Origin of the sequence: Paenibacillus plantarum (assembly GCF_013141695.1) — a bacterium.
Taxonomy (GTDB): domain Bacteria; phylum Bacillota; class Bacilli; order Paenibacillales; family NBRC-103111; genus Paenibacillus_E; species Paenibacillus_E plantarum.
In genome coordinates this window covers 812,259-838,898 of record NZ_WHNY01000075.1, presented here as the reverse complement: position 1 = coordinate 838,898, position 26,640 = coordinate 812,259, and the positions used below count along the sequence as shown (strand labels likewise).

Below are 26,640 nucleotides of genomic sequence, written 5' to 3'. Positions count from 1 at the left end.
CGATGTAACCATCCACTCAACAAGAAAACAAACCATCCAAGTTGACCTCAGAAACCTAAATTTTTCTTATTTTTTGTATTTTCATGTTGCTCATTTAACGTAACTTCAAATAGTATGACAAAAATTTGATAAAAGTTGGTATATTTTATGTGGAAGCCTGATCGATCAAGCAAAACGCCTATTTATCAACAAATTGCAGATTACATGGAACACCGCATAGCATTTGGAGAGTTCCCTCCTGGCAGTACGCTTCCATCCGAACGAAAATTGGCCGCCGTACTACGCGTTAACCGAAGTACCGTGGTAGCTGCGTACGAAGAACTTCGTGCTACTGGCATACTGGTAAGTAGTAAAGGCAATGGTACCATTGTTTCCAATCTGAATGAGGAGAACATGACTAACCAAACTCCCAACTGGAAAGAGTATGTAGAAGGAGGAAATTTCCTCCCCAATCAACCATTCGTACGCCGGATTCGCGAAGAATTACTTCACAAAAAAGGGCTTATCGACTTCGCAAGCGGCCAGTTGTCACCAGATCTATATCCGCAAGATATCGTCCGTGAACTTTTACAAAAGCGGCCCTTTCATGAACAACTTGGTTACGATAACCCGCAAGGGTGCGCACAACTGAGAGAAACGCTTGTTTCCTTTCTTGCTAAGCATCTTCACATTCATACAACTTACTCATCTATATTAATTTCAGCTGGTTCCCAACAGTCCTTATATTTAATTCTACAGTGTTTATTGAATCCTGGAGACGCGGTTGCGATTGAAGACCCTTCCTACTGTTATTCGTTGCCCATGTTTCAATCGGCTGGCCTTCGCTTATTCCGTATCCCCTCCTATGAGCACGGCATAAATCCAGAAGAAGTTATGACACTATATCGCAAATACAAAATTCGCATGTTATTTGTAAACCCTAACTATCAAAATCCAACGGGTAGTGTAATGCCAACTGAACGAAAAATTAGGCTGCTTGAAATTGCATCGGAGCTAGGCATACCGATCGTTGAGGATGACACTTTCACATTAACCGCCTTCGATGGTCATCCACCTCCTACCTTGAAATCATTAGATAAGAATAACAATGTCTTATATATTGGTTCCCTATCCAAAACGGCTTCTTCTGGCATACGAATTGGTTGGTTAATCGCTCCACAATCCGTTATTAGTCGGTTGTCCGATGCTAGACAACAGATGGATTTCGGCTTGAGCAGCATTCCGCAGTGGGTTGCTAACCATTTTATCAAGGAAGGTCATCTCGATAATCATATTCAATTCTTGCGAACAGAATTAGCAAATAAGAGAAATGAACTCATGCGAGGACTAACAGAAATTATGGGAGATACGATTTCATATGCCATACCTCAGGGTGGGCTTACACTTTGGTGTAGAATCAACCGCGAAGTTGATGAATTTAAATGGCTTGAAGAGTCCACCAAAAGAGGCGTTATTTTTGTACCGGGAACTGTTTATGGATCCAATAAAGGATGGATTCGTCTAAGCTTTGCAAGGCCCCATTTCAATGAAATCATTCCAGGTATTCAACAACTTCATGCTGCTTTAGAGATGTGCAGTAATTAATGACCTTACAAGGCCGCAAATTTGCGGCCTTTTTCAATTCGCTTATTTTACAATGAGACTGCCTTAGAAATGATAGTAACTTATTTAAGTGTAGCTGCAACCTTTTTATCAACAGTGCCGTTTAAGTTTCTGAAACACAAAAAACCATATGAGGTGAATGAATATGAAAAAAACAATCAAGACCTTCACGCTAACAGCAGCAACTGCGTTGCTATCCCTATCTTTAGTTGGACAAAGCTTTGCAGCTACTAGCTCCTTTACTGACCTAAACAACATTGCATCAAAAGATAAAATTATAGCCCTACAAGAAAGCGGTATTGTCGGTGGAATAACTTCTACGCTTTTTTCACCACAAGAGAAAATTACAGCAGCCCAATCTGTACAACTACTGGTGAACGCACTTGGACTTAATTTAGATTTGGTCAGATTCGTGAAAGAACCGAAAGCTAGCGATTATATTACGAATGCTTCAAATGACGCATGGTATGCACAGGCCCTTATCGTTGCGGCAGTCAACAATGTTGATCTTCCCAAAGATCTAAACCCTGATAAAAAATTAACACGCGAAGAGTTCACACATCAGCTTGTTCGAGCAATCGAAGTGAGTAAGAACCTCCCTTTGATTAACCCGCTTGTTGTCGATATCAAAGATGGAGATCAACTAACCGTTGATTATTCGGGATCGATCCAACGTGGACTTAAATACGGGATTATTACATTGAATACCGATGGAACATTCAATCCAAAAGCTGAAATTACTCGTGCTGAGGCTGCTGAGGAAGTTTATAATGCGTTAGATTACCTGAAAACTCATCAAGCGCCCGTTACAAGCAATGACCCTATCTCAGCAGCACAAGGTGTTCAACTTATCACAGATGCACTTGGTAAATTGGGTACTGATATCAAAATCAAGATAGATCCGGATGCCAAAATGACGCGTGAATCGTTCACATATCTTCTCATTCACACATTTCAAACCAGTGAGAAATTGCCAATGATTAAATTAAATCCAGTCGAAATCAAAGATAATGACAAGATAGACTTATCCAATGTTGGCGCCATCCAAACCGCGCTTGCTTTAGATATTGTCGAGCTTAATGCAGACGGTACTTTTCATCCGCAAGATGGCATTACCCTTACAGATGCAACAGAAATCGCTACTCAAGCGGTTAAAGCGGTCGAGGGCTTAAAGAAGTAAATTTAAAAGCAGCAGTCATGGACGAGAAAATAAAGTCCTGGACTGCTGCTGTTTTATTGAACAAACGTTATTCTCTCTATTGATCTTGTTTTTTGATTTTATTCGGAGACTTTACATATATACTGTTGAGTATGGTGATTTCTGCGGAGATTTCATAGTCCAAGTCTTCAAACCAAATCTTTTTCCAATCTCTTATTTGTTCATCGTTCATCCTTTTCCGGAAAAGTTGTCCTATAGCTAGAACGTCTGCCTTATCACTTTTAAGATCTGTTATTAGTTTTTGAGCTCTTTTCTCGATGATCTCTTTGAGTTTCTTCGTAATTTGACCCTCAGTTTCTTCGTTTTTATTTTCCAAAATCTCTACTTTCAAGCGAATACGACTTTTTATCTGAGGCCCTGATTCAGTCCAATTAAGGGCATGTTTAATAGTTGCTTTTTTAATCCTCACACTACTATCTTCGGCAACTTCAATGGTTCCACCCGTATATCTTTCCTGAAATACATTGTAAATTAATACTTCATCAGAAGAAATTTCCCCTACCATTTTATCCCCACCCATAATGGCTGATCCTTTAAATTGATACAGGGTATCTGTTCCTTTTGTAAGAATAGGAATCGACATGTCTTGTGTGTTGGATTTAATATTTCGGTAGGCTTCCCATAAGCGTACGATGGTCGTTTCAGGTGTCCAACCAGCCTGCTCACTGAAAAAATCATAAGAGGAAAGCTCTGGATTTGCATTGATTTCGTGATGGATAACATCATCGAAATCGCCTTTAACTATGGCTAGTAACCCTTTAATGGAGATATCGTTTGCCTGAATCGCATAATCGATAATATCGCCAATACCTTCCTTTGCCGTTTTTTCACAGATAAGGAACAGTCGGATATGGAGAAGATCGATACTTTTTTCCGATTTTGTTCGGATGTTGTCAACCGCATTGTTGATTGTCGCGGAGCTGCTCTCCATATATTGAGAGCCTTTTTTTTGAGGACTCGGAATTTGTAAAATAATTCGGTAATCCTGATTCTTCTCTTTACATATTCCCATCACAACGGGCATGAGTCGCTTGTTAATGTCTTTCGTATCCCAACAACCTGTAAGGAGTGTACTCAGGGTACATAGAACCAGTACAACCGTTAGAAATGATCGATGGATCAAGCCGGCTTCCTCCTAACCCTTAAACCCATGAGAATAATGGCAAGTGGGATACCAAGGATGCAGTAGAAGCATAGGATAGTATTTAACGTAATATATTTCCCTAGTTTGTCGATATTATCCAAATAACAACTGAAGATATAGGATAAAATGCCAACGATGAGGACTGCTATTCCTCTCTTCTTTTTCAAAAATAGTTTTTCGATCAGCGTTGACATCATCCAGAAACTCACTGCTGCTGCTACCATCGAGATAGCGATCATGGCAATAACGAAAAAAGTTGGGAGCCAATCAAATACAATCCACTCACTATCAATCGTGTCAGAAGTCAATACATTCGGATAGCGAAAATAAATAATCGATTCCTGACCGAAAATGAGCATGGGCACATACACAGAGGACATTGCAAAAATAAGAAGTATCCCCAACATCGAAGTGATTTGGCGAAATGGCAATCGACGCTTCATCTTAACCAATCCTAAGAACAAGAAGCCCGCATGCACGAAAAAGGCAGAATAAAACGTCGGTTTCTTGAAGAAACTGAGCCGTGTATCGATGATTGGATAGATGTTATTGAAATCGAAATTACTCATTGCGCTAATCAAAGAGAATAGCACCAAGGGAAACACACAGATGAATACGACCATCCCCCCTCTTGAGATCGCGTCATAGCCTTTCCAAGCGACGTAAAGGGGAATAATATACAACAATAAAATGAAATACGTAGGAGTATTAGGCAGTAATAGGATGCTGATCGATTCCATTTCATAGCTGTGCGTAAAGTTGGAATCCAGAAATAAATAGACGATCAGCGGAATAAGCAAAAGACGTGCCACCCATGTCCCTGATACTTCTTTGCAGATATCAACGAGGTCCTTACCTGGAAAAGCAGCAAGTCCCTTCACATAAACCCATACGCAGCACAATTCTAGAAGAAAACCAATAACAATAGGCTCCCAATGCCCTTTGGATGTAGACTCAATCATTTTGACGGGATAGATATAAAAATACAACGAGAGGTGAACGATGACAAACATCGTTAATAGGGCTTTATTGCTCATTTGTTTTTCACTCTTTTGGTAGAGAGGCTTAAATAGGGCACGTCAAACGTTGTAATTGTTCCAAGGTAAAAACAAAACAAGACGATCGATACCATTAGGCCGAGTATGCCATACATAGCGCTAAATAAAATGACTACATACTTGTACAATCGGATCGAGACTGTGTTCATATAGGTGCCCATCGTAAAATGTGCAATTGTCGATCCAGCTACAACAATGATAAGAAAGTAACTGACTAACCTAGCTTGAACGACCGCTTGTCCTAGAATAATACCGCCAACCATCGTAATGGTTGGACCAATACTTTTGGGAAGACGAATGCTCGCTTCGATGACCATTTCAATAATAAACAGCATGAGAAGCAATTCAACTAACACGGGATAGGGAACTCCTTCTCTTGAGTTCGTAATCGATACAGCCAATTGAATCCGCAACAATTCAGGGTTCACAGAATTAAGAACCACATATAACCCTGGCATGGTAAGCGCGATGATTAAACTCGCGATACGAATAATTCGGTATAAATACATAAACAGTGGTAGTTGATCTTTATCTGTTTGTACCTCCCAAAAGTCCGATATAATAGAAGGAAACGAAATCGAGAACGGAAAATGATCTAAGAAAAGGATCACTCGACCGTCCATCAGATTGTGTTTGGTTGTCGAAGGAAGCTCGGATGTGACATAGGTTGGAACAAGACTGTAGTAGGGCTGTTTGAGCGCTTTCAGCAATCCTTGAACATTCGAAACATCCATCATGGCATTATCATTCAAGCAGGTATGGATGAGTTCAACGACCTTTGGATCAACTTGTCCATCCACATAAAGAACAGCCACATCACGTGGAAGTGTAGATCCAAGGGTAAAGTTCTGAATATGTAAATTTTTGATTTTCATTTTATTGCGAATAAGACTTATGTTGGCAAAAATGTCTTCCGTAAAGGCATCTAGCGAAGTCTGAATCGGATTCTCCGTTTCTGCAGTCGTAATACCTCGATTCATGTTGACGGAAGAAGGCTCAATCAACATGTTATCGTAGCCTTCTTGTGGGAAAATAACCAACTTACCTTGCAATATGGCATTCACGATCTCAGTCAAGGGGACATTCAGCCTTACCGATGGGGATAAGCCGATTTGTTCAATCGGATTGTCCTTGCCATGAAGCAGTGACAGCCTATTAACGAGGTTGTCAAACGTTTCTTCATAATGAACTAATGTTTCTAAATAGCATATGTGGACATGCGCCTCATAAATATAAGCATCCCTGCTTACAAAATCAGATGTATGCTCAAAAACTTCATCGATATAGGCTAGTTTTTCTATTGATGTCGTTCTGTTCATCTGTCTTCTCGCCTCTTTACTTGAAATTTCCTCTCCTTTTAATATCCTCCAATTCGGTTTCGATTACTCCGAAAAAGAAAAAAAACCAGTGCCTCAGCCTGAGTTTCAGACTGCACTGGTCATTTAACTATCGTTCTATCTATCCGAGATTAGCTGCTTGTCGTTTATACAAATCTTCCAATACTAAGCACGCCATCGCTTCAACCACGGGTACGATTCGCGGACAAATACATGGATCATGGCGACCTATCGTTCGAATTTCTTGTTCCTCACCATTCACGTTTAACGTCTTTTGGGCAACAGAAATCGAAGAAGTCGGCTTCACACTAATTCGGAAAATAATTTCTTGTCCCGTACTAATCCCGCCTAGAATTCCTCCAGAATGGTTACTGAGAAATCCGTCACTATCCATTTCATCATTGTGCTCACTACCTAACATTGTTGCAGCTGAGAAACCCGCACCAAATTCAATCCCCTTCACAGCGCCAATAGACAGCATTGCTTTCGCTAATTCAGCATCCAATTTATCAAATACCGGCTCTCCAAGACCAGGCATAACCCCACGAATCCGGCATTCTACGATACCTCCACAGCTATCACCAATCGCAGCTAATTGCTCAATTTTTTCAATCATTTTGGCTCCGGCAATCGGATCACATGCACGTACTGCATTGCGTTCAATCGCATCTTCATCGAAGGTCTGACAAGGAATTCCTCCGATTTCTTGGGTATAGGCTACCACTTGTACACCTCGGTGTTCAAGCAGTTTTCGAGCGATTGCCCCACCTGCTACCCTGCCCGCAGTTTCTCTACCCGAAGCTCGTCCACTTCCGCGATGATCGCGGATTCCGTATTTCTGCAGATACGTGAAATCCGCATGGCCTGGTCGAAACGAGTTCTGAATATCATTGTAAGCTTCTGGCTTCATATCTTGATTATAGAGATTGACAAACAGCGGCGTACCTGTCGTTTTCCCTTCGAAAACACCCGATAAAATATGAATAATATCATATTCTTTGCGTGGGGAGGTCACCGAGGATTGGCCAGGCTTTCTTCGATCCATCTGTTTCTGAATATAGGCTTCATCGATCTCAATGCCTGGTGTTACACCATCCACAATGACGCCTACCGCGGCTCCATGTGATTCCCCGAAAGTTGTAATTTTGAAAATTTCACCGAAAGTATTTCCTGCCATATGATTGTAATCCTCCTATTTAGTAAGTAACTTCTATGCCTAATGTAGACAATTGTTCGAAATAGCCTGGACATGTCTTGGATACACACCCTGGATCTACAATACGGATATTTTCAACCCTTAGGCCGATCAAAGTCAAAGCCATAGCCATGCGATGATCGTCATACGAGTCTACCAAAGCAGGCAACGGTTGCCCAGGATAGATCGTTAAACCATCCTGATGTTCCTCTACATGAATGCCAAGTTTGCCGAGTTCACAACACATCGCCGCAATACGATCGCATTCATGATGTCGAATATGAGCTGCATCGGTAAGTGTAATCGGTCCATCTGCAAAAGGAGCCAAAGCTGCTATCGTCAACGTTTGATCGGACCATTGCTTCATACTACGTGTAAAGCCACCTTTGAGCTGCTTAGTACCCTGCACTTCAACGAAATTCTCGCCGCGTAGAACGGTACAACCCATTAGCTCTAGTACATCTAATATCTCTATGTCAGGCTGACTCTTGCTCCGTGCATCAATGCCTTCAATTCTTACACGACCAGCGGTTAATGCAGCTAAAGACCAGAAATAACAACAAGTTGAGACATCTGGTTCAAGTTGCAACGTCTGCGCTTGATAGGTCCCTGAAGGAACGCGAATTGATTGTCCGTCCTCAGAAACCTGCGGAGTGATACCAAAAGATCTCATCATATCCATGGTTAATTGAACATAATCCCTCTGCACAATTTCTCCTTCAATCTCAATGGTTAATGGTGTTTGCGTATAAGGTGCGGCTAATAATACCCCGCTAATGAATTGGCTGGACGTTGATCCAGGTAACTTCACGGTTCCACCTTTGAGACCGGCAGCATCAAGTTCATAAGGCAATCGGTGTTCCGCCTCCAAATAATTGAACGAAGCTCCTTGCGCTGAAAGCGCCGAAAGTAGTGGTGCGAGTGGTCGCTCACTTAATCGTTTACTCCCTTTGATCGTCCATTTCCCTCGTCCGATAGCCAAAGCTGCCGGCAAGAACCGTGCAACCGTACCTGCTGCCCCCATGTAGAGCTCTCCAGATGAATTGGGCCAATTTCCACCACAGCCTTCCACATAAGCAGTTTCTCCATCGATGACAACAGTCACTCCTAGCTTGGTTAATGCTTCTATACACCAGTACGAATCATCACTTTTCAAAATGCCTCTTAACGTTGATTTACCTTCAGCTAGTGCGGCAATCAGTAACGCTCGGTTCGTCAGACTTTTACTCCCAGGCACTCGGATGGTTCCTGCTACGCTCGATTTTGGAGGACTAATGCGTACTTCCGATTCCCCCTTATTCGTCGACCACGGAGACCGCGCTTCCCAATCTGGTTGATGCATCGCCATATTCGCCACCTCTTTTGTGTTTTTGCTATATGCCAATTATAATGAGTTCAATGAGATAAATGAAATTGGAATATTTATAACTTGTCATAGAGGTGATCTATATCAAATGATCAATTTAGAATGGTATCGTATTTTTTTACATACGGCCAAATGCCGAAATCTAACGAAAGCTGCGCAAGAACTTCATATAACGCAACCCTCAGTAAGCTATGCCATTAAGCAAATGGAAGAGGCAATTGGGCTTAAATTATTTCATCGTCTGTCCAAAGGTGTTGAGCTCACAGAAGAAGGACGCACGCTGTTTGACTATGTGGAACAATCCTTTGCTATGCTGGATTCGGGACAGAAGCATCTTCTCAATCTGAAGCAATTACATCAAGGTGAGATTCGGATCGGGGCAAGTGATTCATTGATTAAGCACCTCCTGTTACCTCAGTTGAATGCTTATCATAGGCAATATCCAGGCATTCGGATTCGTTTATCACACGGGAAAACAGGCGAGATTACGAAGCGTTTAAAGGAAGGTGAAATTGACTGTGCCATCGTTCATCTACCGATTGAAGATTCGGATTTGACGATTCACACGATAGCGACGTTGGAGGATTGTTTCGTGGTTGGGGAAGATTTCCGAGAATGGACGAACTGTTCCATCTCTACGAAGGAACTCGCGAGGCTACCTCTTATCTTCTTGTCGCCAGGGAGCAGTACTAGAGTATCTATAGAAAAATGGTTTGCATTACAAGGATTCGCGGTGAATCCAGATATTGAATTAGGGAATATTGATCTCCTAGCGGAGTTCGCACGGTTAGGTTACGGGGTTGCCTTCATAAGTCGGTCATTTGTACAGGATGAGCTTCGATCAGGCACTCTCTTGGAGCTCACGTTGCAGGAACCACTTCCACCGCGCAGCATTGGTTTAGCCGTTCGTCGAGATATGAAATTATCGCTAGCTGCTGAAGGTTTTGTTCAGATTCTACTCGCGTAGTTTGACGTAAATGAACCATACTCCTTGTTCCAACGTCTTAATTAAAGTAAGAAATCTAACTGTTTAAGGAGTAATGCATGAAAAATTTTCTCACATCACGATTAAACTGGACTAGAATTAGCGATCAACTGGAGTCTTATTGGGAAGCAAACGTACTGAAATGGAAGAAACGCTTAAATCCATTGACGAACAAAATCGGATTTGGCATCTACTTTTATAAAAACATGACCTTAAACCTCAATCGTTTGAATAAGGAAATCTTACAAATTGCTGAGGATCATATCCATCTTGGACTTCTCAAGAAACCCGAGTTCCCTAGCTTTATCTCCGTTGTAGATGGCATTAATGCGTCCACGATGGTTATGAAACTACCCAATCATATCACGAAGCAAATCACGACTATGGTTAGAGCGCTCCCTGGGTTCAAATCCTTACAAGCCATTGCCTGTGAATATGGGTACAAATGTGAGCTGCATTATAATCAAGGGAAAGCATTTTTCGGATCGTTGCAGATTCACTTTATCAAAATCAACACGTTTCCATCGATGCCGGCATGACTCCTACATAACTCCCTATTCCGCGTCAAAATAAAAAAATCTCCAGTTATGGAGATTTTTTTCTGTATGTATGTCTATTCAATTGAGTATCGAATAAAAGCTAGCAACGCTAATAAGCCTGCTGCAATCGAGATGACGTACAAAGATGTAAGCCTTACCCACTTCGTGCCTGTTTTCTGAAAATAGGACTGATCCCCTTCACGATTTTTACGAGAAAAACCGATGAGGAATGTCGACAATAAGCCAAACAATAAAATAACAGAAAATATCACAAAGTAAATGGATGTATTCATAAGAAAAGCGACCACCCTTCTTTTGTCTAATCAAAATGTCTTCTCCTAAATTATATAGGAGCTTGTATGATAAATCATATACATTCGCTTCCATGTTCATACAAATTTCAAAAAGTATCTGTTATTATGACGCGAAAATGTCATTTCTAGCGTAACAGTAAACTTAACTTATATTATGTAAACAAATATCATTTATTAGTGATCCCCCGCGGGAAACATTTGTTATAACTGTATTTTCAATTGCACAAGATTCTATTCAACCGTTATGCTACTCGTAAATACTTAATCTTATGGAGGCCATAACGATGTTAAAAATCGGAATTATTCTCGGCAGCACTCGCCCAGGTCGTAGAGGCGAAGTCGTCGCTCAGTGGGTACATGAAGTAGCGAGCAAACGTACGGATGCCATATTTGAGATCGTCGATCTGGCCGATTTTAATTTGCCACTTTATGATGAACCTCATCCACCTATGATGATGAAATACACGAAAGAACATACCATTGCCTGGTCGAAAGCAATTCAGTTTTACGACGGTTACATCTTCGTGACACCAGAGTATAATCATGCCGTTCCAGCGGCGCTGAAGAACGCGCTAGATTTCCTATACAATGAATGGAAAGATAAAGCAGCTGGAATCGTCAGTTATGGTGGAGGTACGGGTGGAGCGCGTGCTGCAGAGAACCTAAGACTCATCTTAGCTGAATTACATATTGCCGGCGTACGTGCTCAGGTAACCTTATCCCTCTTTACTGATTTTGAGAACTTCACAGTGCTCAAGCCCAATCCGCGTCAGGATGCCGCTGCGAACACCATGTTTGATCAAGTCATTGCTTGGAGCGGAGCTTTGAAGACATTACGTTAATTCCTATCTAAGCAAAAGAATGTGAAAAAAAGCTGATTTTAGGGTTCCCCTAATTCAGCTTTTTTGGTCTATTTCATCAAAACGCAAGGTGAACATAATCGCATATTCAATCCTGCTTAGCGCTTCAGGTGAGAAATCAGATGTACGAATTTCATTCGTACTCGTCGCATGCATTCCCCAGACATGAACGGACTCATTCGTGTTAAAGATACGGGGTTCACTATTCTCAATCAGACCTATAGCATTCAGTTTATTATCCCATGGAGCGGTAAAAACAGCTATATTTGATCCTGAATGAGATCGCAAACCCACTTTTATCGTGTTTAGAGCAGCTTGCCCCTCTATTTCTACTTTATCTATGGAGATGATGACCTCCAGTTCTTTACTATTTTCCGCTTGTGTCTGAAAGAACAAATCGCCAATTGCCCCGATCGTCTTCTCTTTCTTTCCGTTCCGCCAAATATCAATATCCAGCGTTGCATGTGGTTTCGTACCGTGATAACGTAATTGAAATGCTCCCGACATAGCGCCCATAAATGGCTTAAATTTAGCGCCATCCCCCTTGAACAACTCGACAGGTGTAAGAGCTATTTCATTAGCTTTAAGACTTGGTTTATAATCAAATAATTCTGAACAACCAACTGTCAATAACGTTAGCATGGTTATCACAAGAGATAGTCTAAAACATTTAAAAATCCGATGTGTCATGGCTCTTCCTCTCTTTTATAATTTATGTATATATATTCCATATAGAGTTTGTGAATTCCTTCTATTGAGTATTTGTTTACATAACATATGTTATGTTGTCTAAAATATTCATGAATGGGCGAATCCCCGCCGGCGCCCGTTCCAACCGAGATAGTCGATTATTTCGACTATCTCGCCCAACCAAAAAACCGCCCCCTGCACACAGGAAGCGGTCCACACACTTACTTTTTAGCGATCACAGGATCAGCCTGGCTTTGCATTTCAGCCACAATCTTATCAATGCCTGCTTGCTTCAACTTGTCTTTGAAAATTTGCAAACCATGTCCAGCATCGCTAGGATCAACTAAGCCGTAGAATAACGGTTTACCATAAGTTTCCATCACATTACTGACAGCGGCAACTTCATTTTTCACTTTGGAATCATCGAACGTAAATGTCTCCAATGGATGATTAACCGTTACGGTTTTCTTCCAGTTCTCTGTGAATTTAATTGTCTCTTCAGCTACCGTCGAATCCAGACGCTCATTCAATGAGTTCCAGCCCCATGGATCTGTACCCGATGGCGGGAAATCAGCCGAGGCAGGTAGAGGCTTGAATTGATCTTTGCCTACTGGCTCATAATGCTTGCCTTTGATGCCATAGTTCGTCAAATCATGAATTTCCGGGTCATAACGAAGAAGGTCAATCGCCATCAATGCGCGCTCATAGTTCTTGGAACCCGCGTGAATGGACATCCCATTGTTGATGAATGGATTGGATAGACGTTTCTTGTCTGCACTTAGATCGTATAGCTCAACTTTCCAATCCGGATGCGTCGTTTGCATTTCGGATTTCGTACGCAGCAGAGTACCAAGGTTCCACTCAACAGATGCTAATTTACCATCTTTGAAAGCTTGCGTCTTATCTACTTTGTTCGCAATCGCATCACGGGACCATGCACCGGTCTTCTGGGTATCGAACATTTTCTTAGAGAATGTAGCGAATTCTGGTGTATCTACATAACTAAACAGCTTACCTGTTGCTTCTGTTACTTTATACACGATAGGCAGCTGCGGTACGACAAAATTCCACTCGTTCGGCTGAATCAACTCTACTGAGTTAAACTCACTTACCCCAATGCTTGGCTTGAAATCTTTCTCTTTCTCTGAGATTACTTTCAAGTAATTCACATAATCATCATACGTTTTCAGCTCAGGTAAATTATACTTCTGACGCAGATCACCACGAATACCGATCATATGATAGCTGTATTCAAAATTGTTCTGTGGAATCATATAAATTTTCCCGTTGATTTTCGCTTGCTCCCAAGCAACCTTCGGCTCCTCGGCCCATGTTTTAGGAGCGAATTTCTTGATCAGATCTTCCGTCAAAGGCATGAAACCATTCTTCGTAGCTTGCTGGGCATAATAGGACCACGTCGCTGAGAAGACAAGATCGAAATCTTCATTCGCAGCAAACATCAAAGGATATTTCTGTTGATATTCGCCCCAATCCAAGAAGCTAATGTCGAGTGTGGCATTAATCTTTTGCTTCATTAATTTATTGACTTCCCCATATACCTCATCAAAAGCCTTTGGCTTGGAGCCTAACAGAACCGTTTTCAGCTTAACTTCCTTGCTTGTGTCAATACCCGTATTAGCAACTGCAGTAGCGGAAGCGCTTGCTTGTGGAACCACAGATGTACTTGGAGAAGGCGATGCTTCTTTGGTACTGCAAGCTGTCAGTACAGTTCCCATCGCAAATAAGGATGCCAGACTGAGTGTGGCTAATTTCTTCGTGTTTGCCATGTTATTCTCCCCTTATAAATGATAGATAAGTTATGATAAACCGGGAATTGGAATTCCCGGGGCTACCCTTTTTTACCCTTTTACAGCTCCAACCGTCAAGCCTTGAACGAAATAACGCTGTACGAACGGATACAAGAAAATGATCGGTCCCGTGACAAGAATGGCTAAGGCCATTTTCAAACTCTCGCCAGGCAAGTCAGTTACCTGCATACCGGTAATCGCCATAACCTTGCGAATCCCTTCGAGATTTCCTAGCATTTTATAAAGTAAATATTGCAGGGTGTACAGTTTCTCATTCTGCACAAACAGCAACGAGTTAAACCAATCGTTCCAATAATTCAGCGCGGTGAACAAGCCAATCGTAGCTAGACCGGGTTTAGCCAAAGGGATAATCAATCGCACGAAGATCGTGAAATCCCCTGCTCCATCGATTTTGGCAGATTCGGTAATCGCATCCGGAATGCTGCGTAGAAACGTTCGTAAGATGATAATATAGAACACATTTAACAATGGCGGGACAAGCAGCGCCCAGAACGTATTCTTCATGTGTAAATAGTTAACCATTAAGATATACCAGGGTACAAGTCCACCGTTAAACAGCGTCGTAAAGTAGAAGAAGAATGAAAATCCGCTGCGCCATTCAAAATCCTGACGTTGCAGCACATATGCAGCCATCGCGGAAATAAATAATCCGACAACTGTACCTGTCACCGTTAAAGTGATGGTCAACACATACGAGCTCACAAATTGCTGTGGATGCTTGAGCGCGAAGGTGTAGGCATCCCACGAAAATTCCTTTGGCCATAAGCGAAACCCATCGCTAGTAATTGATGACTCACTCGTTAATGAGCCACTGATGATGAGCAAGAACGGAATCAAGCAGGCCAAACATATCACTGCTATAAAGACATAGCCAACCGCATCCAAGATTCGTTGATCGATTTGACTCTTTTTCAAACTGGTCGTACTCATAGTTCCACCTCGCAAGTTGCTGTAAGTTTAGAATAACGCATTATCTTTATCGGATTTACGTACTAGGAAATTCGTCACCATGATGGTTACAAAACACAGAATGGATTGGTAGAAACCGATCGCAGAGGACATACCGATTTCATTATTGACCAGCAGTGAGCGATATACATAAGTGTCAATGACATCTGTCGTTTCATACAGCAGACCGTTATTACCCACAAGTTGATAGAACAATCCGAAATCACCACGGAAAATGCCGCCAATCGCTAATAGAACAAGTATTGTAATCGTTGGTCGAAGTGATGGTAAGGTGATATATCGAATGCGCTGGAACACGTTGGCTCCATCGATTTCGGCTGCTTCATACGTCTCACGGTCAATGCTCAGAATGGAAGCCATATAGAACACGGCACCATACCCCACTGCTTTCCAAGCCGAGAAGAAGACCAAGATATATTTCCAATACTCCGTCGTTGTATAGATATCTAATTCAGGAATGTGCAACGCACGCAGCAGTGTGTTTACGGTTCCATGCTCGTAGTTAAACAAATTGTAAGCAACCGCCCCTACGACCACCCAGGATAAGAAGTAAGGTAAAAACATAACCGTTTGCGCTGTTTTACGGAACAGCTTGGACCCGATCTCCGCCATGAAGATGGCGACAATAATTTGCAATCCATTATTAATCAAAATGAATGCCGCATTGTACAGCAGTGTGTTCCTGGTTACTCGGAAGGCATCTCCTGTCAGAAAGAAGAACTTGAAGTTGTCCAAACCTACCCATGGGGACCCCATTATTCCTAAATCATAGCGATACTGCTTGAAAGCCAGCACAATGCCTGCCATCGGTACATAGCTGAACAGCAAGAAGTAAATCACAGCCGGCGCGATCATGAATAACAGCGCTTTCTTGGATCTCATGCGATACAGGAGTCCTGTTCTCATCTCTACCTTTCCCCCATCCGTTTCTAGTTGTCTCTCTCCTGTATCTAAATTAACAGGTTACTTGGAACGTGATAACCCGACAAAATATCGATTCCCTGTAACTTTTGCAGATGCGCCCTGTAGCTAGTGGTATTGCGTGTAAATATGAGATAATCTATAGCTACATCTAAGGGGGGTTGCCCGTCATGAAACTTCTATTTGCAGAAGATGAGAAATTCACGCGAGAAGGCGTACTCAAATCCGTCAGTTGGGAGCGTCTTGGCATTACCGAACTCCATGAAGCTGTAGACGGTCTGGATGCTGTTGCTATTGCGGAACAGTTCAAACCCGACATCGTACTCACTGATATTCGCATGCCGCGGATGGATGGCATCGAACTTGCCTTTCATCTTCGCCGGAAGTACCCGCAGTGCAAAATCGTCTTTATGAGCGGCTATGCCGATAAAGAATATTTGAAAGCCGCGATAACCTTGAAGGCGGTTAGTTATGTCGAGAAACCAATTGATGTGGAAGAATTGGAAGATGCTCTGCGGGGAGCAATTGATATCGTGTTAGAAGAACAGCGACATGTTGCCAATGATACGGTAGCCAAAGAAAATAAGAGCTACATGAAGCAAGAAGCCGCTTTGCAGTTGATTCGCGGCGGTTACGATGAGGATATGCTGCATAGTCGCTTATTGGCGGCTGATTTCACAGCTGTCATGCAAGCGCCCGCTGCAACAGCTGTCATCAAGCTGATTTCATCAGGATCACGGAAAGAATCGCTGGGTCATTTAATAGATGAAGCACTATCTGGCTGTGAGCTGCCTTATTTGTACGCTTGGAAAGATGATCATCACGTGATTGTTCACTTCTTTTCACAGCAGAATGACAGTATCGCAATCAGCCATGTTCAACATCTGTGCTATGAGCTGTCCACCGCCTTGAAGCGGGAGTATGATTTATTTTCGATCGCTGCGGGCAAAATTGTCCCTTCCGCCTATAAGCTGCAGGAGTCCTATACGAGTGCTGTGCTTCGCTTACAAGAGTCGTTTTTTCACAAACCGTGCTCCCTCATTTTGCATGATAATACGGGAAGTGACGCTCACTCGCTTCATTACGTTACGCAGCCTGAACAACTCGTCCGCTTCTCGGAAGCGTTGTCTGAAGAGCATTTTGCCGACGCCGATCAGCAACTCGCGACGATAACCGCCGATATTCGCCTGCATCCAGGTACGCTGATTGTTAGTGTGAAAGAACTCTACTACCGCTTCATTCTGGAATTGGACAAATTCGCCCATGGTCGGAACATCACCCTCTTCGACACATCGGAGGAGAATGATGTGGCTTGGAAGCTGATCCTGGAATGTCATTATTTGGACGATATCCACCGTGTGACAGCTATGAAACTAGACGAATTGAAAAAAGCCATTCAAGAACGCTCGAACGGCGGCATGTCGTCAACAAGCTCCCGAATTGTGCGTTTCATCCATCTCCACTATGCCGATGACGATCTTTCCGTCCAGGATGTGAGTGATCATATGCAGATGACGGCTTCACATCTTATTTCGATCTTTAAGGATGCTACAGGGAAAACGATCAAGCAGTATGTGACCGAATATCGGATGGAAAAAGCGAAGGAGCTGCTGCGCAACAACCGACTAAAGGTCCTCGATGTGGCTTCGCAAGTGGGTTATAAGGACGGGGAGCATTTCGCCAAAATTTTCCGCAAATCCACGGGTATGACGCCTTCCGAGTATCGGGAGCGGTGCCAGTCATGATCTTCTCATTCATTCAAATGCTGCGCAAATGGCTGTACAATACGAAACTGCGTCATAAAATCATGTACACCTATTTGCTGCTGATCATGCTTCCACTAGGCTTCTATCAATTCATTGCTTCTGAGAAAATGTCCGATATCATCATCAATCATGTCACCTATTCAGCTAAGCAAGGCTTCGATCAGACGTATTCTTTTCTGAATTATCGCGTCCAGCGGATTGCAGAGACAACGAATATTCTCGTCTCCAACTCCGCCATCTCAGATATTCTGATGGATAACAATGTAACCAGTGATATCAATCGTGAACTGCAGGAATACGCTAATCTCAAGAAATTGCTGCGCTCTATGCAGGATAGTCTCGATATTTCACGTGTCATCCTTTACGTGCCGAGTGCTTTTATTTTCGCGAATGAGTCTGAGAATTTCTTATCACTAAATGAAACCAAGGACAGTCCTTGCTTCGACCGTTTAAATGACTTGCATGCCAAATATTTGTGGTGCTCAGCCCCTGAGCTTGGGGGGAAAGCTACTCGTGACAATTCTTCGCTCTATGTCGTTCGAAGTATATTGGATCCGAACAATTATGCCATTCCGATCGGTCAATTGCGTGTTGATGTACAAGCGGAAACGATTCGTTCCATGCTGAGTAAAGCGAACGTGGTCAGAAACAGCACAACCTTCTTGGTGGATCAGAATCAACAAATCATCCTATCCTCGGATCCTTCAGTAACCACGCTAGTCAATTTGCCTGATACATGGGACGATGCAGTCTCCACCACTTGGCAAACGAATAACAATTACTATTTGTTCCGGCAACTGCCTTCCAATTGGGGGATGGTCACCGTCATTCCATTGCATGAGGTCGTGCAGCAAAGTCATCAATTGCGCAATGATTTGTTGGTTATTTTGCTCATCGTGACGGTCATCGCCTACTTATTAGCCTACCTCTTCTCCTTCTCCGTCACACGACGTGTCACGCAATTGACTAGCCGTCTAAGGGATGTGCAGAATGGAAATCTCATCGCGCTCGCTCAAACGCAGGGTCGAGATGAAATCGGTGAGCTGATCCAAACATATAATTACATGATCGAGCAAATAAGCTCTATGAATAAGGAGCATTACCGTCTGGGACAAGAGGTCAAAAATGCGGAGTTAAAAGCACTCCAATCGCAGATCAACCCACATTTTCTGTATAATACATTGGATCTGATTAACTGGATGGCGGACAGCGGGCTGAACACGGACATTAAGAAAGTCGTCAAAGCACTCGCTCGTTTCTACAAAGTCAGCCTCAGCAGCGGCAAAGATATTATCACCTTGCGTGAGGAGCTGCAGCATGTTTCGTTCTATGTGCAGATTCAGAATATTCGTTTTGAGAATAAAATCGATTTCCAGATTGACGTTCCTGAAGAGCTGCTTAATCATCCTATCCCGAAAATCACCCTGCAGCCACTTGTCGAGAATGCCATTCTTCATGGGATATTAGGTCGGACGCAGCGCGAAGGCAGCATCTCGATTCGGGCTTATCTGGAAGATCACACGATGCATCTCCTCATCAAAGATGACGGTGTAGGTATGAATCCCAACCTCATCGAGGATATGATGGCGGGCATTAGCCGCAGTCGGATCGGCGGGAGCAGCTTCGGCGTTAAGAACGTTGGCGAGCGTATTCGCCACTATTTCGGAGATCCAGCGAAGCTTATTTATCGAAGTGTCCCCGGTGTAGGGACCGAGGTTGAGATCACGTTTCCTTTTACGGATGAGGAAGAATGAGAATTCATGTAACCCTGAACTCCTCAAACAACTCTCACGAGCAACTACACAGCGAAAAGCCAGCGGATACCCGCTGGCTTTTCTGTACTTTATCTCATTTAATCAAGCTGATTGATGACAGCTGTCCACTTATCACTTTCCCAGGCCACCTGCGCGCCAAGCGCTTCAGTAGCAAATCGTAGTGGAACATACGTAGAGCCATCCGTGGAAATAAAAGGCGCATTCGAAAGTGCCTGCCTTGTTCCGTTAACTAGGGCTTCTTTCTTACCAATGGACAAAACAATCGTTTTTGATCCTTTCACAATGGTAACTTCTTGACGAGTTCCTTCCCAAATCACTTTGGCTCCCATAGCCTCAAACACGCCACGAAGCGGGATGAACGTACTTTCGCCAATGATTTTCGCCTTTGGAGAAACGTCTACATAGGTCCCATTGATACGAATACCCACATCATTTTGCGTATATTTCTTAGGCGGGTCCGTTTTGACTGGACTGCCTTTCTGTTCCTTAGATGGCTCAGCTGGATTTTCTACAGTTGTGAAAGACCATGATTTATTCTCAACAGTTACCGTATACGTTTCTCCATATGCAAGCTCATTTATAGGAATAATATGCCACGCGTTCATATCGCCAAGCTCTTGCTTTAATTTGTAAATCTCAATAGGTTCATCTCGACTATTCATCAGCGAGGCGGTCACGTCCGTCTTATCTTGAGCTACCCCTGCGTAAGTAATAAAATAACCTGACTTCTCCAAATCGAATTGTTCCAATGGATTCGGTATCTCGAACCCATAAAATCCAATCGGTACCCCTGTCTGTCCATCGTAGGGATAAACGCCTGTTCCTGTGTGGGTAAACCACTTCTTAGCAGGGTTTAGAACAAGTGCATGCTTGTTATACCCTACGCCTAGTAGTGACATGTCCGGAAGAATCAAACTCGCTCGATGAAGAGGAGCATCCAATAAAGACTGAACACCAATTTCTGGCGAATCGGTCGTAAACGAAACATCCTCAAACACACCGAATTTATCTGTATCCAGGCCTGCAGCGGCTGCCCGATCCCAGGGAAGTTTGCCAGAGAACCCTTGCATATTTGGTGTTTCTGTATGGCCGTTCTCTTGATTGAGCAGGAGATAATTCGCATGTTTTCCAGCTGCAGTAGTAAGTGAAGGATCTAATTCCATCAATGGAATGCCCATATGTGCCCTGACATCATTTAAATAGTCTAGTGCGGCGCTCTGATCGTCATTACTTGCAGCTAGTACACTGAGATTCCCGAATACCATGGATGCCCCAGATACCCCAGCAAGAACAACTGCTAACTTGACACTCATTTTCAACCAATTAGTCATTGTACCTCCGTAACACACGGTTTGATTTCCACGAATCATTCCTTTTCGACAAAATCCCTCCTAATTCCTGCAAAAAGGAGCACCCGTGCGCTAATTTGTCTTCCCTTAATAGAGAAATATACTTCTCTATTAGAAAAAGGCCACCGAGATCAGACTCGGCAGCCCTTGAATGTAATGAAATTTGCTCGCTTTGATAGTGCACCTACCAACCCATCCGTTCCTTCAGTGATGCGATCTGAGCAATGTGATGTCGATCATGCCATACCAAACGTTGCAGTGCCGTTTCCAGACTAAGTACGCCAAGGACTGGACTCGTAAAAGTCTTCTTGAAATCCGAAGAACTTAACGAACGGAGCACAGAAACAAAACGAATATGTATCGATTCCAGTAGCTGTATCGAAGCTTCAATCGGTACCTGATAATCGCTCAACTCTGCCCATAAATCTTCCCGGTATGAGCTTGCAATGGGACTGTCCTCTGTAAGGGCTCGCTTGAAACGCAGAAAAGCATTCATATCATTGTCCGCCATATGGTGAACGACTTGTTGAACCGTCCATCCGCCAGGGCGGTACGTTGTTAAACGTTGTTCCTGATTTAGATGTAAGACCGTCTTTCGCAATAAATTAGCTGTCTCCGCAACGTCCGTCACCCACTTATCCCGATCCGATTGTGTGGGATGCTCGATTCGTTCGAATCTCCCAATCGGGTATTGTAGATGTTCCATATCGATCGCCCCACCCTTTCAGTCTAATCTAACCGCTTTATCCGGATCTCTCAAATAATCAAACATACTCTTCACTTGTGCAATCGTGTTCCGTTCTGCTGATAATTCGGGAAGTTCACTTTCACCGAAAAAACGCACCTCACTCGTCTCCACCCCGACTAACGCTTCTCCGCCAATTATTTTGCAAAGAATAAACATCTTATAGATGTGATAGAGTTCAGGTGGATGAGCATGGAACTTTTTATCTAGAACAGCAAGCAACTTGACGGGCACCACATCAAAGCCTGCCTCTTCTCTGACCTCTTTCACAGCTACTTCCGAAGGTGAGTAACCAATATCGGCCCACCCCCCTGGTAGTGCCCAGGCTCCATCAGCTTTTTCCTTTACAAGAAGTATCTTATCCTCTTCAAAAACAACGCCTCGAATATCAACCTTCGGTGTGGCGTACCCGGTTTCATTTGCAAAGCTAAGGTTAACCGTATCCTTACCCACCAAAGTGTAAGTATCCAGAATATCAACACTTATTTCCCGAAGCGCCTGGAAACGTTCCAAATCGAAGACATCCTTCGAATACGTTAAACCGATTTGGGCAATCGATTGAATTTGTTTGGCCCAGTCTAACCATTTGAGGCTTACATCACGTTCTGTCATCTCTTCACACTCCTACTTTTCTCCCGATATATAACAAATGCGAGGAAACCCCCAACACCGATGGATCACGCGCTAGTCGAATGAGAAGTTCTATGAACGCGTCTTTTTCCCCACGATCCGTCCAATATTGCTTCTGTTCTTGCGATAACAAAGCCCCAAGATTGGAAGATCCAATCAGATCTAATGTCTCAAATCCTTGGCTTTCCATAAAAGGCTTGATGTCTTCCACATCGTAATAATAAGCCCCCGTGAAACGACCTGCATCTGTATGATTAAAAATACCTTCCTCTATAAAATGCTCAATCGCAGCCATATTGTCATTCGGTTTCCAAGCATTTGGGAAGAGCAACGAAGTTAGAAGCATTCGCATCCGACTTTGAAAAGCGACAAACACGATCCCATCGTTCTTGGTCACACGATACAATTCTCTTGCGGCAGCAATGCGATCCTCTTCTACTTGCAAATGATACAATGGTCCCAACATCAATGAAGCATCGAAGGTTGCATCTGATATCCCCTCTAAACGCGTTGCGTTCAGCGCTTGAAAGCCACTAAACATGTCTGCTAAACCCAGCTCATTTGCTTTATCTTTCGCAATCTCGACAAGATTAGGCGTAAGGTCAGTAAGCGTTACATGATAGCCGAGTTTCGCTAATTCCATTGCGTATTTGCCTGGTCCAGCCCCGTTATCTAGGACATGACCACCACGAGGGAGATACTTCTTCATGTAGTGCCAATTTACCGTAAACTCAATAGGCTCGCGATCTAGTCTTCCCCATTCATCAAACTTGGCATAGTAATCGATCACATTCTTCATTTGTTTTTCCCTCCCTTTTTGAAAATGCCAAAAAACCCATCGCCTACAAAGAGGCGACAGGTTAAACCTTCGCGGTACCACTCTTCTTGATTCGCAACATGAATCGTTACAAATCCTTGAGACCCGATCACGGAGGTTAACCGTTAAGATCTACATGACACTTCGATCTTACCGCTCATGGGTGAGTTGGGGAAGCTATTGGCTGTCTTCCACCGAAGCGACAGCTCTCTGGACAATAGATGTTCCTTACTAGTCCCAATCATTGCGTTTGGATATCAAATTAGTTGGATGTGATGTAAGTTTATATTCCCAAATACTTCCTGTCAATGAATTCTTTGACGCTACAAATGTTCTTTCAATTGACCAATGATTTCCTCATATTCTTGCTCAGACAATTGCTTATTGTCAGCGGGATTCATTTCGAACATTTTACCCCACGTGTACCCATCCTTATATTTCGGAACAATATGGAAATGCACATGAGGCATCGTATCGCCGAAGGCGCCATAATTGATTTTGTCTGGAGAAAATGCACGTTCTACTGCAGCCGCAGCCTGCGCCACATCACGCATGTACAGATCCTGATTCTCTTGAGATAAGTGAAAGAATTCAGTGTGATGCTCATTCAGGGCAACAATACAGCGCCCCTTATACGTCTGTTCTTTGAATAAGTACAACGTGGATACACGCAATTGTCCAATTTCAATCATTAAGTTCGCTAATGCCTCGTTCTTGCTGCAATAATTACATACTGGGGTCATGGTGGAAGTCTCCTATTCTAGCGATTAGTTAATGGATAACATTACTAGTATCATAGCATACTTCACATCGGAGCAGATACACTTCCTATTTGGAACAATACGGATCTGCCAGCTTCCTAACACGCTCAATACCGTCCCACATATCACCAGGGCCATCATAGACAAGCGTAAGCGGCCCTTCATAACCAGCCTGTTTGGCGATGTTTAAACAGCGAATAAACTCCGCCTCATCAGGATCTCCCTCGGCATTGGTTTGCGCTTTGGCATGGATGGATTCACTAAGTGGAATTGTTTGGACTAACTCATCGAATTTCTGTTCGCCTTTGAAATTCCCGAAATCGGATGTAAATCCAATGACATCTCCACACCCTTCCAAAATCGCTAGACAATTGTCGCCTGTTGAGGATAGGGATTTGAAATTTTCTGTCACAACGCGTACGTCATGATCCTTCCCATACTGTCCTAGCTCACGCAGCGCTTCGATCGATCGTGTTAAGGCATCCCTGTCCGATGGATCCGCTTCCCCTGCAATTATACGTACTCTTTCCGCACCTGCTAGGGCCGCGACATCGATCCAACCTTTGATCCATGCGATATCGGATTGTCTACGAACCTCATCTGGACTAGAGATATCCCCATATTCAAGCAGTAGTGTGTAAAAACGAAGTCCCGCATCCGCAAATGCCCCTTTCAACGCAAGCAGATATGCTTCATTCGTCTCTGCAAAATGAAAATGACACACTTCCAGCGAGGTGAACCCCTTCTCCGCTAGTACAGCTGGTAGTTCGAGCAAAGAAAGCAGTTCTGGTTGATCTTGAGCTTCCGTGAATTGCGTTTGCTTATTGTCATCCCAGCGAGTCCAACGCAAAGGACCTAAATTTCGATGTAAACTCCAACTCGTTAGCGATAAAAATGGCATAGCTACCATCCCTTCATTCCTCTATTTTGTCATATCTTATCAAAGTCGTTCTGGAATCGCCATATTCGAATGCGCAAAAAGATATCTTATTATGCTATTTTTCAAGAAAAAAAGCAGGCCGCCGCAGCGCCTGCTCTCCTCCCAACTATTTGATGCGATCCAAAAGCTCCGCTAACCGCTCATACGAATCCTGCATCCCTTGCTCCATGCCTGAATGCAGCATGCCGTCTCGATCTGCGACCGATTGAAACACTGACTCCATCACTAGCTTGGTCTTACCGCCTTCGAGTTCTTCGAATTTAGCCGTTTCGAGGATAACATGTCCCTTCTCCGGAAGTCCCTCAAACTCGAACGTTTGAATAATCCGCTCAGGCGCAGAAACTTCATGGTATACGCCGCGGAATGCATACTCATTTCCATTGTTATCCAAATGAATATACCGCCAGTTGCCACCGCTTCTCGGCTCAAACGTGTCCAATTTCATCGTTAGCTTGCGGGGCCCAAGCCATTCCACGATCAGCGCTGCATCCGTAAACGCTTTAAACACTAACTCTCGTGGCGCATTGAACACGCGTGTCATGCAGATCTGTTGACCTCCAGGCTCATAGGTAAGAATCGCTTCATTCTCGATCATAACCGTTCACTTCCTTTTCATTACAATAATAGGCTACTATCATATCGAATTCTAGGATGATATCCAATTCTGAATGCTTTGAGAACCTATATCCCTAGTTCATTGTGCTTTCTTCGTGTAAATAATACGACGCCAATCACCACGACACACGCCATAGATAGCCATGAGCTGTATAGGAAAACTTGTCTCATCCCATAGGCTGCGCTCATGAAGCCACCTAAGAAGCTGCCAATAATACGAGCAGCGCCAAGGCTGAGTAAACCGTTGAGCGTTTGCCCGCTTGCCTTCCATTCCGCTGGTACTTCGCGGTTAATGATCGTAGCAATCGTAACAGATAGTACGATAAAGATAACGCCATGCAAGATTTGAACAGGTAATAACCAGTGCGCCACTTCAATCTGGGAGAATAAGAACCATCGTAAGGCTGACGCAAGAGCTGCCACGAGTAAAATGATTGAGATAGGGACTCGCTTGAAAATTTTTGCTGAAAATAACAGAAAAGGCAACTCGCTCAAGGACGAAATCGTCATCGACCAGCCTAACATTACACTGTCCCCGCCCATTTGCTTGAAATAAATCGGAAAGAAAGCATAATAATAGCCAAGCGTAATTTGGATAATAAAATTCATGCCTATATAGAACATGAGTTTTCCATTTTTGAACAGCTCACGGAATTTCCGCCCCATTACATTCACAGGTCGCCCAGCGGCAGCTGGAAATCGCCATAAACAAAGCAAAGCGGCAAGCATCGTACAGGCGTAAACCGGGAACATGGAATTGATGTAAGACTTGGCAACGAACCCGAAAAGAAGTGACATCATGGCGAAGCCTACGGTTCCTCCCAGCCGAATCAAGCCAAAGCTCCATGTAGGCTGTCTATCTAATTCCTCTAAGGTAATGGCATCACTTAGCGCAAAAATGGAGGTCTGGAAAAAAGTAAAAATACAAATGATAACAAGAATAAAGAGGAATTGATGCGAGATCGGGAAGAACAGAATCGAAATACCGCTGCCGATAATTAATAACCGCAGGATGTGATTCTTAGATTTGGCACGGTCCCCTAACGCCCCCCATACAGGTTGACCAATCATGGCAATCAAGGGTCCGAGACTAAGTAGGACTCCGATCTGCTCTTGAGAAAACTTCGCGTTGTTCAGATACACCGGCATGAAAGTTCCATAAACCGCGTTCCCCATATAAATAACGACATAAAATAATACAAATGCATTCAGTT

General features: G+C 43.3%; 25 protein-coding genes and 1 other annotated feature. Of the genes, 7 read left to right on the top strand and 18 right to left on the bottom strand.

The window, feature by feature from the left end:
• Window positions 1-147: 147 nt before the first annotated feature.
• Both pdxR and GC096_RS32055 read left to right on the top strand, forming a co-directional pair.
• Complete coding sequence (gene pdxR, locus GC096_RS32060) at window positions 148-1,584, top strand: MocR-like pyridoxine biosynthesis transcription factor PdxR (protein ID WP_171636048.1); 1,437 nt, start codon at window positions 148-150, stop codon at window positions 1,582-1,584.
• 163 nt (window positions 1,585-1,747) lie between these two features.
• Window positions 1,748-2,782 (top strand): S-layer homology domain-containing protein, encoded by a 1,035-nt coding sequence (locus GC096_RS32055; protein ID WP_246303073.1) that lies wholly within the window; start codon window positions 1,748-1,750, stop codon window positions 2,780-2,782.
• A gap of 76 nt (window positions 2,783-2,858) precedes the next feature.
• On the opposite strand, the gene GC096_RS32050 is transcribed toward GC096_RS32055, so the two are convergent.
• From GC096_RS32050 to aroA, 5 genes are all read right to left on the bottom strand, one after another.
• Entirely contained in the window at window positions 2,859-3,944 is a 1,086-nt protein-coding gene (locus GC096_RS32050; RefSeq protein ID WP_171636044.1) for a Ger(x)C family spore germination protein, read from the bottom strand.
• On the bottom strand, window positions 3,941-5,002 hold the full coding sequence (locus GC096_RS32045; protein WP_171636042.1) for a GerAB/ArcD/ProY family transporter: 1,062 nt from the start codon (window positions 5,000-5,002) through the stop codon (window positions 3,941-3,943). The genes GC096_RS32050 and GC096_RS32045 overlap by 4 nt, the downstream gene beginning before the upstream one ends.
• The gene (locus GC096_RS32040) at window positions 4,999-6,342 is read right to left on the bottom strand and encodes a spore germination protein (protein ID WP_171636040.1); all 1,344 of its coding nucleotides are present in this window, start codon (window positions 6,340-6,342) and stop codon (window positions 4,999-5,001) included. Before GC096_RS32040 ends, GC096_RS32045 begins: the two co-directional genes overlap by 4 nt.
• A gap of 139 nt (window positions 6,343-6,481) precedes the next feature.
• A complete protein-coding gene (aroC, locus tag GC096_RS32035) occupies window positions 6,482-7,537 on the bottom strand; it encodes a chorismate synthase (protein ID WP_171636038.1) in 1,056 nt (351 codons plus the stop codon).
• 19 nt (window positions 7,538-7,556) lie between these two features.
• Entirely contained in the window at window positions 7,557-8,903 is a 1,347-nt protein-coding gene (gene aroA / locus GC096_RS32030) for a 3-phosphoshikimate 1-carboxyvinyltransferase (RefSeq protein ID WP_171636029.1), read from the bottom strand.
• A 106-nt stretch (window positions 8,904-9,009) separates the two neighbouring features.
• Between aroA and GC096_RS32025 the strand changes: the two genes are divergently transcribed.
• Window positions 9,010-9,888 carry a LysR family transcriptional regulator gene (locus GC096_RS32025; RefSeq protein ID WP_171636027.1) on the top strand — a complete coding sequence of 293 codons (879 nt, stop codon included), beginning with the start codon at window positions 9,010-9,012 and terminating at the stop codon, window positions 9,886-9,888.
• 77 nt (window positions 9,889-9,965) lie between these two features.
• Window positions 9,966-10,445 (top strand): hypothetical protein, encoded by a 480-nt coding sequence (locus GC096_RS32020; RefSeq protein WP_171636025.1) that lies wholly within the window; start codon window positions 9,966-9,968, stop codon window positions 10,443-10,445.
• A 74-nt stretch (window positions 10,446-10,519) separates the two neighbouring features.
• Here the strand turns inward: GC096_RS32020 and GC096_RS32015 are convergent, their stop codons facing one another.
• Complete coding sequence (locus GC096_RS32015; RefSeq protein WP_171636023.1) at window positions 10,520-10,738, bottom strand: hypothetical protein; 219 nt, start codon at window positions 10,736-10,738, stop codon at window positions 10,520-10,522.
• Window positions 10,739-11,043: 305 nt separating this feature from the next.
• Between GC096_RS32015 and GC096_RS32010 the strand changes: the two genes are divergently transcribed.
• Window positions 11,044-11,601: an NADPH-dependent FMN reductase gene (locus GC096_RS32010; RefSeq protein ID WP_171636021.1), complete on the top strand. Its 558-nt coding sequence runs from the start codon at window positions 11,044-11,046 to the stop codon at window positions 11,599-11,601.
• Between the two features lie 54 nt (window positions 11,602-11,655).
• Here GC096_RS32010 and GC096_RS32005 read toward each other — a convergent pair whose 3' ends face one another.
• The 4 genes from GC096_RS32005 to GC096_RS31990 form a co-directional block, all read right to left on the bottom strand.
• The gene (locus GC096_RS32005; protein WP_171636020.1) at window positions 11,656-12,309 is read right to left on the bottom strand and encodes a hypothetical protein; all 654 of its coding nucleotides are present in this window, start codon (window positions 12,307-12,309) and stop codon (window positions 11,656-11,658) included.
• 221 nt (window positions 12,310-12,530) lie between these two features.
• Window positions 12,531-14,096 (bottom strand): ABC transporter substrate-binding protein, encoded by a 1,566-nt coding sequence (locus tag GC096_RS32000; protein ID WP_171636018.1) that lies wholly within the window; start codon window positions 14,094-14,096, stop codon window positions 12,531-12,533.
• 72 nt (window positions 14,097-14,168) lie between these two features.
• On the bottom strand, window positions 14,169-15,068 hold the full coding sequence (locus GC096_RS31995) for a carbohydrate ABC transporter permease (protein ID WP_171636016.1): 900 nt from the start codon (window positions 15,066-15,068) through the stop codon (window positions 14,169-14,171).
• A gap of 27 nt (window positions 15,069-15,095) precedes the next feature.
• The gene (locus tag GC096_RS31990) at window positions 15,096-16,013 is read right to left on the bottom strand and encodes an ABC transporter permease (RefSeq protein WP_056625357.1); all 918 of its coding nucleotides are present in this window, start codon (window positions 16,011-16,013) and stop codon (window positions 15,096-15,098) included.
• A 185-nt stretch (window positions 16,014-16,198) separates the two neighbouring features.
• Between GC096_RS31990 and GC096_RS31985 the strand changes: the two genes are divergently transcribed.
• Window positions 16,199-17,773, top strand: coding sequence for a response regulator (locus tag GC096_RS31985; RefSeq protein WP_171636014.1), 1,575 nt, complete (start codon window positions 16,199-16,201; stop codon window positions 17,771-17,773).
• Entirely contained in the window at window positions 17,770-19,548 is a 1,779-nt protein-coding gene (locus tag GC096_RS31980; RefSeq protein ID WP_171636012.1) for a cache domain-containing sensor histidine kinase, read from the top strand. Before GC096_RS31985 ends, GC096_RS31980 begins: the two co-directional genes overlap by 4 nt.
• Window positions 19,549-19,646: 98 nt before the next feature.
• Here GC096_RS31980 and GC096_RS31975 read toward each other — a convergent pair whose 3' ends face one another.
• The 8 genes from GC096_RS31975 to GC096_RS31940 form a co-directional block, all read right to left on the bottom strand.
• Window positions 19,647-20,900 carry a stalk domain-containing protein gene (locus GC096_RS31975; RefSeq protein ID WP_171636010.1) on the bottom strand — a complete coding sequence of 418 codons (1,254 nt, stop codon included), beginning with the start codon at window positions 20,898-20,900 and terminating at the stop codon, window positions 19,647-19,649.
• 202 nt (window positions 20,901-21,102) lie between these two features.
• A complete protein-coding gene (locus GC096_RS31970; protein ID WP_171636008.1) occupies window positions 21,103-21,624 on the bottom strand; it encodes a YfiT family bacillithiol transferase in 522 nt (173 codons plus the stop codon).
• An 18-nt stretch (window positions 21,625-21,642) separates the two neighbouring features.
• A complete protein-coding gene (locus GC096_RS31965; protein WP_171636006.1) occupies window positions 21,643-22,275 on the bottom strand; it encodes an NUDIX hydrolase in 633 nt (210 codons plus the stop codon).
• A 4-nt stretch (window positions 22,276-22,279) separates the two neighbouring features.
• Complete coding sequence (locus GC096_RS31960; RefSeq protein WP_171636004.1) at window positions 22,280-23,092, bottom strand: class I SAM-dependent methyltransferase; 813 nt, start codon at window positions 23,090-23,092, stop codon at window positions 22,280-22,282.
• A 46-nt stretch (window positions 23,093-23,138) separates the two neighbouring features.
• Window positions 23,139-23,364 (bottom strand) — a binding site (T-box leader).
• A gap of 69 nt (window positions 23,365-23,433) precedes the next feature.
• Window positions 23,434-23,853 (bottom strand): HIT family protein, encoded by a 420-nt coding sequence (locus GC096_RS31955; RefSeq protein ID WP_171636002.1) that lies wholly within the window; start codon window positions 23,851-23,853, stop codon window positions 23,434-23,436.
• An 85-nt stretch (window positions 23,854-23,938) separates the two neighbouring features.
• Window positions 23,939-24,772 carry a sugar phosphate isomerase/epimerase family protein gene (locus GC096_RS31950; RefSeq protein ID WP_171636001.1) on the bottom strand — a complete coding sequence of 278 codons (834 nt, stop codon included), beginning with the start codon at window positions 24,770-24,772 and terminating at the stop codon, window positions 23,939-23,941.
• Between the two features lie 145 nt (window positions 24,773-24,917).
• Window positions 24,918-25,406, bottom strand: coding sequence for an SRPBCC family protein (locus GC096_RS31945; protein WP_171635999.1), 489 nt, complete (start codon window positions 25,404-25,406; stop codon window positions 24,918-24,920).
• An 86-nt stretch (window positions 25,407-25,492) separates the two neighbouring features.
• Window positions 25,493-26,638: an MFS transporter gene (locus tag GC096_RS31940; RefSeq protein WP_171636248.1), complete on the bottom strand. Its 1,146-nt coding sequence runs from the start codon at window positions 26,636-26,638 to the stop codon at window positions 25,493-25,495.
• Between the last annotated feature and the right edge of the window lie 2 nt (window positions 26,639-26,640).